The sequence below is a fragment of the Chryseobacterium flavum genome (assembly GCF_003385595.1).
Lineage (GTDB): Bacteria > Bacteroidota > Bacteroidia > Flavobacteriales > Weeksellaceae > Chryseobacterium > Chryseobacterium flavum.
Genome location: NZ_QNUE01000001.1, coordinates 224,176 through 236,370, shown reverse-complemented (window position 1 = coordinate 236,370; position 12,195 = coordinate 224,176). Strand labels below are relative to the sequence as shown.

The 12,195-nt window shown below is 38.5% G+C and carries 11 protein-coding genes; 8 read left to right on the top strand and 3 right to left on the bottom strand.

Annotated features, from left to right (window positions below):
- Positions 1–10 precede the first annotated feature (10 nt).
- From DRF59_RS01040 to DRF59_RS01030, 3 genes are all read right to left on the bottom strand, one after another.
- Positions 11–463 carry a hypothetical protein gene (locus tag DRF59_RS01040; protein ID WP_115956438.1) on the bottom strand — a complete coding sequence of 151 codons (453 nt, stop codon included), beginning with the start codon at positions 461–463 and terminating at the stop codon, positions 11–13.
- 239 nt (positions 464–702) lie between these two features.
- Entirely contained in the window at positions 703–1,134 is a 432-nt protein-coding gene (locus tag DRF59_RS01035; RefSeq protein WP_115956437.1) for an RrF2 family transcriptional regulator, read from the bottom strand.
- Between the two features lie 100 nt (positions 1,135–1,234).
- Positions 1,235–2,047: an AraC family transcriptional regulator gene (locus DRF59_RS01030; RefSeq protein ID WP_115956436.1), complete on the bottom strand. Its 813-nt coding sequence runs from the start codon at positions 2,045–2,047 to the stop codon at positions 1,235–1,237.
- A gap of 130 nt (positions 2,048–2,177) precedes the next feature.
- Between DRF59_RS01030 and DRF59_RS01025 the strand changes: the two genes are divergently transcribed.
- The 8 genes from DRF59_RS01025 to DRF59_RS00990 all read left to right on the top strand — a co-directional run bounded on the left by DRF59_RS01025 (position 2,178) and on the right by DRF59_RS00990 (position 12,167).
- On the top strand, positions 2,178–3,500 hold the full coding sequence (locus tag DRF59_RS01025; RefSeq protein WP_115956435.1) for a TolC family protein: 1,323 nt from the start codon (positions 2,178–2,180) through the stop codon (positions 3,498–3,500).
- Between the two features lie 4 nt (positions 3,501–3,504).
- Positions 3,505–4,569 carry an HlyD family secretion protein gene (locus DRF59_RS01020; protein ID WP_115956434.1) on the top strand — a complete coding sequence of 355 codons (1,065 nt, stop codon included), beginning with the start codon at positions 3,505–3,507 and terminating at the stop codon, positions 4,567–4,569.
- Entirely contained in the window at positions 4,562–6,151 is a 1,590-nt protein-coding gene (locus DRF59_RS01015; protein ID WP_167456629.1) for an efflux MFS transporter permease, read from the top strand. The genes DRF59_RS01020 and DRF59_RS01015 overlap by 8 nt, the downstream gene beginning before the upstream one ends.
- A gap of 622 nt (positions 6,152–6,773) precedes the next feature.
- Positions 6,774–8,792, top strand: coding sequence for a type VI secretion system Vgr family protein (locus tag DRF59_RS01010; protein ID WP_167456633.1), 2,019 nt, complete (start codon positions 6,774–6,776; stop codon positions 8,790–8,792).
- Between the two features lie 2 nt (positions 8,793–8,794).
- On the top strand, positions 8,795–9,634 hold the full coding sequence (locus tag DRF59_RS01005) for a hypothetical protein (protein ID WP_115956431.1): 840 nt from the start codon (positions 8,795–8,797) through the stop codon (positions 9,632–9,634).
- Positions 9,615–9,887 carry a hypothetical protein gene (locus DRF59_RS01000; RefSeq protein ID WP_115956430.1) on the top strand — a complete coding sequence of 91 codons (273 nt, stop codon included), beginning with the start codon at positions 9,615–9,617 and terminating at the stop codon, positions 9,885–9,887. The genes DRF59_RS01005 and DRF59_RS01000 overlap by 20 nt, the downstream gene beginning before the upstream one ends.
- Positions 9,888–9,898: 11 nt before the next feature.
- Positions 9,899–11,416, top strand: coding sequence for a PAAR-like protein (locus tag DRF59_RS00995; protein WP_115956429.1), 1,518 nt, complete (start codon positions 9,899–9,901; stop codon positions 11,414–11,416).
- Positions 11,417–11,423: 7 nt separating this feature from the next.
- Positions 11,424–12,167: a hypothetical protein gene (locus tag DRF59_RS00990; RefSeq protein WP_123873640.1), complete on the top strand. Its 744-nt coding sequence runs from the start codon at positions 11,424–11,426 to the stop codon at positions 12,165–12,167.
- Positions 12,168–12,195: the final 28 nt, after the last annotated feature.

Sequence of the window (12,195 nt, the reverse complement as noted above, 5' to 3'; positions counted from 1 at the left end):
ATAATTTGCTTCAGTAATTATTTTTATGCTTTGTAAACTGAAAAATAATGGCTGTAAGCAGGAAGAAAGTCTTGAAGGATTCCGCATAGATGAAATAGGTATGCATTTCTGACGGAGAAACCGGTTTTCCAACTGATAGCAGATGGGCGCGGCTATCCAGAACCGGGAGCATCCAAAACTTTTCTATAATTAAAACAGCAAATAAGACGGCTATGATAATAAAATCTGTTTTTGTATATTTTTTTCTGGTTATGAGCATTGTTATTATAATAAGGACCAGAAAAAGGCACTGTATTTTAGTAGATATCCCAAACATCAGCATGCCCAGTCCGAGTGCTGCCGGGAGAGTCATTCCCGGAACCTGAAATTTCATGGGTGTTTCCAGAAAACTGACGGTGACAAAGACGCCTGTCATAAGACAAAGCAGCATGAGTACCAGAGGATTTTTAATATTCAGTTTCATTTTTAAGATATTAATACCTTTTTATCCTTTATTAACAATTCAAACTTAATAAAAACTTATAAGCAGGCAGTTAAATTTTATAATTGAGTCTTGTATCAGGAAGAGAATTATAATTCTCAGCTGTATATTTTTTACCGGGTTTTGTAGTATGTTATTTTTACTAATACAAAGATAAAATCTATTTTTAAAATAAGAGACTTTTTTGTCTTTTATTTTGTCTGACTTTTATCAGGATAAATTTATACTTTAAGATGGGTCAGTTTTAAATCCAGGTTATCAACAAACATTTGAATTTTAGAACATTCGAGCATAATGCGCAGATCCTGTCTGATGCTTTTGAACTGATTGTGCAGGGGGCAGGGATGACTTTCAGAGCATTCTTCAAGGCCAAGGCCACAACCGGTAAACAGCTTGTCACCATCAATTTCCCTTACAATATCAGCAATGGTAAGATCCAGATTTTTAGTATCCATATAAAACCCGCCATTGGGGCCTTTGGCAGACTGTACAAATCCTTTTCTGCTTAAATCCTGTAGTATCTTAGCAATGAAATGTTCTGGTGAGTTAATGTTTTTTGCAATATCCTTGATGCCAATCCTGCTGTCATTTTTAGACTGCTGGGCTATATAGATTAAAGCTCTTAAAGCATATTCACAGGTTTTTGAAAACATTTTCTGAATTTTTATAAAGCAAAGATATAAAGTTATTTTTAATAAAAGATAAAAAACTCTTTTATTTTTAACCCATGTGCTAAAGTTGTACTGCATATTTCTATATTGAAGAACTTCGGAGTACTTTACTGCTTTTTCTCAGATCAGAAGGCCGCGACCGGGTAAATTCATGAAAAGTGTCGCTGAAGGCACTTATTGAGCTGTAACCCACATCATCGGCGATTTCATTGATTGACTTGTTGGTGTTTAAAAGCAGTTCAATGGCTTTAATAATTCTTAAAGTTTTCAGATACTGAAGAAAAGAAATATTCATATCGGCTTTGAACAGACGGGATAAGGAGCGTTCGCTTAATCCAAATCTTGAACTTATATTCGTAAGAGTATGCTTTTCTCCGATATTCCACTCCAGGTAAGAGACGATTTTCATCATCTGCTGGTTGTGGGTGGCAGGAAGAATAATAGGCAAGGGCTGTTTATGAGTCTTCGGCAGGATCTTTTTTAAGGCGACCAGAAATTCAAAATTCTCATCTTTAGCTGTAATATGTTTTTCATCCCATATTTCAGTGTATTTGATCATCTGGATCAAAAGCTCAGAGGCCGGATAAATGCCCAACCGGCTGTAAAACGCATCTGAAGTATCATCATGGGAATAAAAATAAAGGGAGCGCAATACGGTGGCTGTGTGTCCGATCTCTAAAATATGTTCCATTCCCTGAGGAATCCAGAAGAAATGCCTGGCGGGAACTACATAGGTACGGTTATCTATGGTAATATAGGCAATACCTCCTTCTACATAGCTCAGTTGTCCCTTGGTATGTTTATGGAAAGGAATGAGTTTTTCCGATTTTTCATGCATGACAAATACACTTTTATCATACTGATCTATATGCGGAAGAGTTGCAATAAGCCCCATTGAATAATTTGAAATAGTATAAAATACAAATATAATAATTTGGCTGGAATCATGTAAAACTTGACTATTTTAGATAAAAATAATATCGGGATTGCAGATAAATTTGCACTGCAATAATTCAAAAATTCAGATGAAAATGTATGTCACCGGACTGCTGATACTGGGCACCTCTTATGCTGTATCGGCCCAGACAGGCAGTCCCCGAAATGATACCATACGGCTCTCTTTACGGGATGCATGGCAAAGAGCTGAAGAAAACAGCCGTCATATTAAAATCAATACCATCAGTGCAGATATTGCGGAAGCCGAAGTTAAAGATTCGAAAAGAGAACGTCTTCCGGAAATAGGAGTAAAAGGTTCTGTAGAAAAAGCTTCCAATATCCCTGTTTATGAAAACGGGCTTTTTTCAAGACCGTCCCAGCATGAGGTAATTCATACGCTTTACAGAGCCGGAGCCGATTTTTATCTGAATATTTATAATGGCAATAAACTGAATCTGAAGATTAAAGAGAATCAGGTTCTTCAGAAAGTTAAGGAAATCAGGAAGGAGCAGTCTGTTTCCGATATTCATTACAAAACAGCAGCTCTGTATCTTGAGCTTCAGAAAACTTTAATTTTCAGAAATCTTATAAAACAGGATATTGAGGACCAGAAAGAACAGCTTAAAGAAATACAGGCTCTATATAAGAATGGGGTTGTATTGAAAAGTGATGTCTTAAGGATTGAACTTGAACTATCGAAGCGGAAGATGGCCCTGGTGACCATAGAAAATGATATCCTTATTGCTACGCAGAAGCTGAATATTATCTTAGGACTTCCTGATGATCAGATTGTCATCCCCGATGCTCCGGTTACCCAATGGAATGAAAATACCTCTTATGAGGATTATCTGAAGCAGGCGCTGGAACATTCTTTTGACTATCATGTTTCCGGGCAGCAAACGGAACTGAGCAAAATTAAACTGAAACAGGTTAAAGCCAATGTAAGCCCTAAAATCGGACTGTATGGAGAGTTTTACTATGCCAACCCGCAGATTTTTCTTTTTCCTTATAATCCCTACTGGTATTCGTTGGGAGTGGTTGGGGTAAAAGCATCTTTTTCCATTTCCTCCCTGTATCATAATACTCATAAAGTAAAGGCTGCAAAACTGGAGTTTGAAAAAGAAGAAGAGATGCATAAGGATACGGAAGACAAGGTAAGGCAACAGGTGAAAGAGGCTTACCTGAGATACCAGGAAGCTCTTGAGCAGATTAAAGTTGCTGAAGCTGATGTTGCTCAGGCGAAAGAAAATGCACGCATTACCAGAAATACCTATTTCAGCCAGACCTCACTTATTACAGAGTTACTGGATGCTGATATACAGCTTCTTCAGACCCGGTTTGAACTGGAATCGGCTAAGATTACGGCACAGAACAATTATTATTTACTACAAAATATCACAGGCGTTTTATAATACAATGAAAAAAAAATATACCCCTACCGACAGGATAATTACAAAAATTACAGGATGGATTTCAGTTTTAATTGTTGCGGCACTGACTATCTGGGGCGGCTTTACTCTTAAGAATTATTATGAATATGAACAGACCAATGATGCCCAGGTTCAGGAATATATAAACCCCGTCATTTCCAGGGCAGGCGGATTTATAGTTGCTGTAAGGTTTGAGGAAAATCAGGAAGTGAAAAAAGGGGATACCTTATTACTGATTGATAATCGTGAGTACATTTTGCAGCAAAAGCAAACCCAGGCAGCTCTTCAGAAAGCACGTGCGGAGCTGAAAGTACTTGAAAGCAATACAGGCACTATCACAAAGGAAGCCGCTTCAGCCCAGGCTCAGGTGGAAGCAAATAAAGCAAAAGTTTGGAAACAGGAGCTGGATTATAACCGGTATAAAAAGCTTTATGATGAAGAATCTGCCACTAAACAGCGCCTTGAAGAGGTAAAAGCTACTCTGGAAGTCAATGAAAGCAACTATCAGTCCTCCCGCGATACCTATGCTGCCTCTGTATCTAAAATTAATGATATTCAGGCTGAAAAAAAAGTGGTACAGGCTGAGATTGCCAGGTTGGAAGCATTGCTGGACCGGCATAAACTGGATGTCAGCTATACAGCCATTACAGCGGCTTATGACGGAAGAATGGGAAGGAGAACCGTAGAAGTGGGACAAATGATTGATGCCGGGGAAACACTCGCTTTTATAGTTAACAATGAAACTGACAAATGGGTGGTTGCCAATTATAAAGAAACACAGATAAAGGATATGAAAATCGGAGACCGGGTAAAAATTGTTGCTGATTCTTATCCTGACCGGGAATTTCATGGAACCATCATCTCCCTGTCACCGGCAACGGGCTCAAGCTTTTCGCTTTTACCTCCTGATAATTCTACCGGAAATTATGTTAAAATTGTACAGCGCATCCCGGTAAGAATAAGAGTTGACGGGAAAAGAAATGAAATTAACGTCCTGAAGATGGGAATGAATGTGAATGTATATGCGGATAAAAAGCATTTCAATGGCTAGAAAAATCCCTGTTTTCAAAAGGTGGGCCCCGGAATGGCTGATCAAGATTATTCTTTTTGCAATGACACTTCCGGGAATCATTATATTTTTCCTTCCCCTTACCAACATTAATGCAGCTGCAGGGTATTATGGATGTGAGCCTGCAGATATACAGTTTTCTGTAGCACTTTTTTATGCCGGGTATGTAGGATTTTATAGCCTGGAAAGGAGGTTTTTCAGTTTTCTTGCGGCAAAGGAATACTTCCTGATTTTTACAACAATGCAGATCCTGGCCAGCCTCATCTGCTATTTTACCCATGAAATATATATCCTGTTTCCGGTACGTTTTATTCAGGGAATGCTGTTTGCCTGTAATGTCAATTTATCTCTTACCCTGATCTTTACAAGACTGAGTACTGAAAGGGGCAGGGAGATTAGTTTTTCGGTCTTTTTCGGAACCTTGCTGTGTGCATTGCCTTTTAACAACCTGATTACGGCTGAACTTATTGATTCTTATAATTTTAATATTATCTATAAAGTTGCAATTTTTTCATATTTACCGGGACTTCTGTTTATCAGCTTTACCATGACCAATTATAAGAGCGCTGCCAGGTTTCCGCTGTATAAGCTGGACTGGCAGAGTTTTGCTCTTTACAGTACAATGCTGGTACTTATTGGATATATTATGATTTTCGGACAGGAATATTACTGGCTGGAAGACAGGAGGATTCTTGGAAGTGTAGTGGGAATACTGATTCTGACCATCATATCTGTATACCGGCAAAAAGCCATTAAAAGACCATATATAGATATGCGTATTTTCAGGTACAGGAACTTTAAAGTAGGATTACTGATTCTTTTCATCATGTACATCTGTCGTTTTACATCAGGAATTACCAATACTTATTTTGTAACAGAACTGCATTTTGATCCCTTTTATGTTTCGTACATTAATGTTTTTAATATTTCAGGGCTCGTTACCGGGGTTATCATTGCCTGTTGTATGGTATTGCAGAAAAAAAGAATACAATACATCTGGTTTCCCGGATTTTTGATGCTGTTGCTGTTTCATGTTCTGATGTACTATTCCTTTGACATTCAGGCTGATGAATTTAATTATTTTATACCACTATTTATCCAGGGATTGGGCGTAGGGCTGATCATGGTTCCTACGGTTATTTATATTATTTCTTCAGTTCCTGCTTCCATTGGTCCTTCGGCTGCAGCGGTAGCATTAGCTATACGGTATCTGGGTTTTTGTGTCAGTATTGCCCTGATTAACTTTTATGAACTCTTTGAGAAAAGCAGGCATTATAATGCCTTTCAGGATCACCTGACTGAAACAGACCCTGAAGTAAAGAATTTTCTCTACAGGCAGACGGCCAGACTTGCTGCAAAAGGAATGCCTGAAGACCATGCCGGGAAAGCAGCTCATAAACTGCTGATTGGAAAGCTGAATATTCAGAACCATGTACGTTTTGCCATGGATTACTATGAAATGATGGTCTGGCTTCTTGCTGCCACTTTGGTATTAATCATTTTTTTTCCATATCTCAACCGTACTGTTCTTTATTTGAAATCCCGAAGATTATCCCCGGCATAAAAAAACCATTGAATTTAAAGCAGCTGAGTTTTGTATTAATTTTCCAGGCCTGTATTTCTGAAACCTTTTATGTAAGAACAGCCGGACTGAGCGGGTATATAAAGTATCTTTTCAAGAATACTGATCAGTGTATTGTATCAGTTGGGTTGTGATTTTAAAAAGATAAAATCGTAGAATTACTACAATTTTTTAAATAAATTAAAATTCATTTTGCCGTGAATTTTAATATTGATAAATTGGCAGTACCAAGTCAAAGAGTATCAGTTAAATAAATAAAAAAAAGGGTGGACAACTGAGCGGATATATTCCGTCAGGGGTTCTTAATTATCATTTCTTACATTCGATCTACAGACCGCAGCTTATAAGGAAATCTGTTTTTGGGCCATTACATCATTATCCTGCTGCTTGCTGAATTTTGGTCATACTTCATTCCGTTTTATATGCGGAATACTTTTACATACCTGTAAAAAAATATATCATGTTTAAAGAATCATCCAATGGAAAGTCACCCAAAAATGGGAAAAAGTCTCCGGGAAATATTAAATCAGATAAAAAGTCTATTGACGGTGATCCCTTGAACACTCTGTCAAAAATCAATTCGGTAAAAGAAGGCGCCATGTTTATGAATAATGCTTTCACTCCTAACCAGACCTCCATAGTAAATGATAAGATCTGGGCGAATCAGCCTACTTCCAGAATACATAATGCAGAATCTATTCTCGTAAACCAGATTCTGGGAATTAACCGGGTTATAAAGCTCGATATTATTGTGGAAGGTAAGATTATCACCCATTTCAAACATTTTAAATTAAAGCAGAGTGCTACAAAACATCATGAATTTGAATTAACACTTGCCCATGATACGTTAGGTAATCCTGAAAATCATAATCTGGAAGAGACTCAAAATTTTTTAGGAAAAAGAATAACAGTTGTTTTCAGGTATAAAGATGTTGAAGAAGGCCCTGAAAGAATTTTTATAGGAGTAATTACTGAAGTAGGTTTTAATCAGGAAAAAGGAAGCCTGGGAGATGTAGTGCTTACAGGGTATAGCCCGACAATTCTGCTGGATGCAGCACCTCATATTCAGAGTTTTGGAGGAGATCAGCCTATAAGCCTGAACAGTATAGCGAGTGAAGTAATAAAGGAGGGGCTGGGATCAAGCAAATTTGATTTCAGGGTAGATGCCCAGCATGGAAATGTTTCCTATAGCTCCCAGTATGAAGAAACCCATTATAATTACCTGGCGAGAATGGCTGAAGCATATGGGGAACAATTTTTTTATGACGGCGAAGTTCTCCATTTCGGCAAGCTTCCCCCTCAGGAAAAGCCTGTAACACTTACTTACGGAAGCAGTGTTCATGATATAAAGATAAAGATGAAAGCCCAGCATGTAAATCCTACATTTTATGGGTATAACAGCAGCAAAAATGAAAAGCTGATTACCGGAAGTTCCAGGATAAATCATACTTCAGATATTGCAAAACGGGCTTATGAAATTTCAGAAAAGATCTTTAAAACCCCTTCACTAAGAGTAGCCCCTATCAAAGCTTCTTCATTTATGGATGTAGATGCTTCTCAGAAAGGAACTGCGGGAAGTAAGGCCTCACAGGTATTTATTACTTCTGGAACCACCAGTGTCCCTTTTTTATATCCGGGATGTACAGCAGATATTGAAATGAGAAAAACAGACAGTAATGAGACTTCTTATTTTACGAAGCTGATGATTACAGAAGTTACTCATGAGGTAGATACCAGGGGGTATTACAACGGGGCTTTTGAAGGTATAGCTGCAGATACCGGATACATACCCAGACCGGAATTTGAATTTCCAAAAGCTGAAGCTCAGTTTGCTAAAGTTATTTCCAATACAGATCCTTTGAACCAGGGAAGGGTGCAGGTGCAGTTTGACTGGCAGAAGGGACAACAAACTACAGAATTTATCAGAGTAATGACTCCCGATGCAGGAAGTAGTGATAAAGTGAATAAAAACCGGGGATTTATGTCTGTACCTGAGGTAGGAGACCAGGTTGTAGTGAATTTTGCTCATCAGCATCCGGACCGCCCCTTTGTAATGGGAGGAATGTTTCATGGCAGTATTGGTGCAGGTGGAGGAGCTGGTAATAACATTATGAGTTTCAGCGGTAGAAGCGGAGCAGAGCTTAAATATGATAACGGTACAGGTTCCATGAACCTGAAAGATCAGGGAGGAGCCAGTATGTTTTTTGATGGAGCAGGAAATGCAAGCACTCACGCCAATAATAATAAAACGGTAACTGTAGGGAATAATAACACTGTAAATGTAGGAAGTATCAGCGCTATTAATGTAGGAGGAAAAGAAGGCGGGGGTGCAAATTCTATATTAAAAATGGATAACAGTGGAAATATTACCCTGGAATGTGATACAAATATTACGATTAAAACCGGCAGCAGCTCAATTATTCTTAATACCAATGGCGATATTACTATAGAGGGGCTTAATGTAAAAGTTATAGGAAAGAGCACGACTGAATTGGGGAAAGCAGCAGCAAATCCGGGAATTAAAATTGATAATGATATCAATGCCAATGCCGCTAAAATAAATTCATCTTCATCAGGACCCACCAATATTAAAGGAGTTGATGTGGAAATTAACAAAGGATAATCATGCAGGTCAATACAGATAACAAAGGAGAATTTCGGAAGTATACATTCCTGAGGGAAGAAAGATATCAGTTTCAGGGTCTTCGGAATGAGAACTACATTGAAGCGGAACTAAAGGTGACATTATCTTCTTTTGAACAGGAAAAACCTGTATTTACAGTAGAAATGCCGCTTTACAGACAGACGAATACAGAGGGTATGTATAAATGGGTGGGGGACCTTCATCAGCTGAGGGAAAAAATTGTTTGTACACTCAATGAAAATGGGCAGCTCGGAAAAATTATCAATATTGATGAGGTTCAGAATAAGTGGAGGGAAATAAAACCGAAAATTATTCTGAAACACAGAAATGAGCGATATCGTGAAATTTTTATTAAAGGAGTTGAAGAACTTCTTGAAGATGGTAAGCGTCTGGCAGAAGCTTTTCGTTTTGCAATGCCCTATCAGTTACTTTTTCCGGGTATTCATCTGAAAGAATTTAAAAAAAATCAAATCATCAGCGGTTATCGTGAACTTCCGAATTTTATTGCTGCAAAGAGTGTTCCCATTACCACCGAAGAAAAAATCTCAGAGCTGGAAGATGGCAGATACCAGATTGATGTAAAGGGAAGTATAGATGAAAACCGGTTTGAACAGGATAAAGTTACAGCTATGATCCGCATTTTAAAAAACCGTCCCCGTGTGCCTACACTCCTGCAATTGAACTATATGGAACGTTATCTTCTTGAAGAATGGCCCTGGTCTGAACAAAGCATGTGTATGAGCCTGGCACAGATCCCGGGAAGTTTATACCGTGAAGAAAAAAATATTTTAAAAGCTATTCATGACCGTCCAACTGCTTGATATTGTTTTCCAGAATGACCGTTATTATCTTCTTTTTGAGGATGAAAGAATACTGAAGGTTACAGTTCCTGCTGAATGGCATATATATGCAGACGGGGAGTATTGGTGTACGGTTGGAAGCTGTAAAGTGTCGGAGCTGCTAAATGTTCCTGGTAAGATAGTCCTTGAGACTCAGGAAAATTTAAATAAACTGGAAAATATTTTCAGAAGACTGACCCATGTAATTCTGAGTTCAGATAAAATTAACCTCTAAAACATCGCATTATGGCAAAAAAATATGTACCTGAAGGTGCTTTTTTAGCTTGCGACAAAGGAACAAGCCCTTCTACTCTAAGAGTAAGCAATAATAAGAACACTACAATATATAGCGTTCCTATGGCTTCTGAGCTGGATTTTCTTCCTTTTTTCAATATCAAGCCAATGGGACTCTGTACCAATCCTTTAAAATGGGCAACAGGAGTTTCATGTCTTCCAACTGTTCCCACAGGATGGCAGCAGCCAAAAGATGGTGTTAAAATAAACGGAAGCAGAATGCTGTTGGAAGATTCTTTTTGTAATTGTATATTTGGAGGGAAGATCAGTATCTTTTTTGACAGGGCAGCTGCAGTATCGTATGGTATAGGTGAAGGAAAAATGCCTACTGATTATATAAAAGAAGGTTTTGACTGGCTGGCTGAGCAGAACAAAAAATCCCGTGATATCCGGGATCAGATGCTTCCGGACTGGATGAAACCGGTAACGGGGGTATCAGATTGGTTCAGTGATCTGGGAACAGGCTTGGTTGAAGGTGCTGTGAATGGTGTAGTAGGGCTGGGAGAAACCATCTATCAGGTCGGGCAAGATCCTGTAGGCACTGCAGAAGGATTGGGCGGAATGGTAAGCGATGCCTGGAATGCAACTACTGAAGGTGTGGGAAATGCATGGGATTGGGCAAGCAAAGGGGAAAACTGGAGCAATGCGGCCGAAGGAGCATGGAACTGGGCCAGTGATGGCCAGAACTGGGTAGATGCAGGAAATGCAGCCTGGGAAGGTACACAAGATGCTGCAGGGTGGGTAGCTGAAAACCCCAGAAAAATAGGAACTACTGTAGGAGAGTTTATTCCTGATGCAGCAGCAGCAGTGTATTCAGGAGGAACATCCCTGGCAGCTACTGCCGGAAAAACAGTTTTAAAGGAAGGAGCTGAAGCGGTTGTAGAGAAAACAGTTAAAGAAGGCGTAGAAGAAGCTGTAGAACAGGGAGTAAAAAAAGGAGCAGATGATGTTGTGGAAGCCGGAACCAAAAAAGGCATTGCTGAAACACTGGAGCAGCTTGCTAAAAAAGAAGGGGCGGATATTGCCAAAGTTACAGATGGAACGATCAAAAAGCCATCTTATAAAATCGGAGAAAGTGATGGCGGGCCCGGAACATGGGAAAACCGGCATTCACCCAAAGCAGGGGCAGAGTATCAGAAGAAAACAACGGGAGCACCGGACGATACAGAGTACGTTGTAAAGACAGATAAAATGAAGAGCGGAGAAAAAAAATTCGATGGATATGACCCTGATACAAATACGCTGCAAGACTCTAAAGATTGGGACAAATGGCCGCCTAAAGGAGATAGTGACTGGGCAAGAAGAAGAAGGCAGCAAATGCTTGATTCCGCCAGAAAAGATGCTGAGATCGCTCAGGAAGCAGGCTCAAAGCTTGAATGGCATGTTCCCACCCAGGAAAAAGCAGATGAATTAGCTGACTTATTTGATGATGCAAATATAGATATTGATGTGATCGTGGTACCAAAATAAATAAAATATGGAAAAAATAAAATTGATTAGCCGTTTGAAAAACAGGGAAATGTCTGCCCATGAATTTATTGATTATTGCAAAAATATTATTATAAATATAAAAAATAAGTTCAATGACCTCCATATGGTGTCAACATGGGATGATAGTACAGATTCCAAATTTTATTTTCAGAATGACTTAATGGATTTTAACGGTCAGAACCTTGACAAAATACTTATATATAACAAAGAAGAAGATGTCTTTTCAAATCAGGACGGACAAGATAAAGATCTTCATGAAAATTCAAAAAGCTGGGTAGGATTTAACACCTTAGTGTATATAAGCAGGGAAAAAAGTGAGGTAAGTGATATTTCTGTAAATATCACCCAGGGAGCAGCTGAAAAAAACAAAACCGCTTTAATTAATATTGAATTTTCTGATGAGTTTCTTAATGATATTACCAAAGAATCTCTTATAAAAATCATTAAATCTATAGAGTTATCAGGAGACTTAATATATGCTGTTATTATTTCGAATGAATTCAGACGTAAAGTGAAAACTGCCGGACAAAACTTATGGGTTGGTTTTTTAACTTATTTTGAAAATAGAAATGAAGCAAGGGCTTTACCTGATACCATCCGTATTCACGATTCTGAAAACGGAATAATAATAGATTTGGATGATAATATGGAAACCTCTGATCAAAATATAAGCAAAGCTGTTAAAATAAGGGAAATCCTTGGGCCTGAAATGCTTAATTATATTCCTTAACCTGTTTGAAGTAGTTCCGGATAAATGA

Excerpts from the sequence above, each read along its gene's own strand:
- DRF59_RS01015 (WP_167456629.1), top strand. The coding sequence starts at position 4,562 with ATGGCTAGAAAAATCCCTGTTTTCAAAAGGTGGGCCCCGGAATGGCTG.
- DRF59_RS01040 (WP_115956438.1), bottom strand. The coding sequence starts at position 463 with ATGAAACTGAATATTAAAAATCCTCTGGTACTCATGCTGCTTTGTCTT.
- DRF59_RS01010 (WP_167456633.1), top strand. The coding sequence starts at position 6,774 with ATGAATAATGCTTTCACTCCTAACCAGACCTCCATAGTAAATGATAAG.
- DRF59_RS01035 (WP_115956437.1), bottom strand. The coding sequence starts at position 1,134 with ATGTTTTCAAAAACCTGTGAATATGCTTTAAGAGCTTTAATCTATATA.
- DRF59_RS00990 (WP_123873640.1), top strand. The coding sequence starts at position 11,424 with ATGGAAAAAATAAAATTGATTAGCCGTTTGAAAAACAGGGAAATGTCT.
- DRF59_RS01030 (WP_115956436.1), bottom strand. The coding sequence starts at position 2,047 with ATGGGGCTTATTGCAACTCTTCCGCATATAGATCAGTATGATAAAAGT.
- DRF59_RS01020 (WP_115956434.1), top strand. The coding sequence starts at position 3,505 with ATGAAAAAAAAATATACCCCTACCGACAGGATAATTACAAAAATTACA.
- DRF59_RS01025 (WP_115956435.1), top strand. The coding sequence starts at position 2,178 with ATGAAAATGTATGTCACCGGACTGCTGATACTGGGCACCTCTTATGCT.
- DRF59_RS00995 (WP_115956429.1), top strand. The coding sequence starts at position 9,899 with ATGGCAAAAAAATATGTACCTGAAGGTGCTTTTTTAGCTTGCGACAAA.
- DRF59_RS01005 (WP_115956431.1), top strand. The coding sequence starts at position 8,795 with ATGCAGGTCAATACAGATAACAAAGGAGAATTTCGGAAGTATACATTC.
- DRF59_RS01000 (WP_115956430.1), top strand. The coding sequence starts at position 9,615 with ATGACCGTCCAACTGCTTGATATTGTTTTCCAGAATGACCGTTATTAT.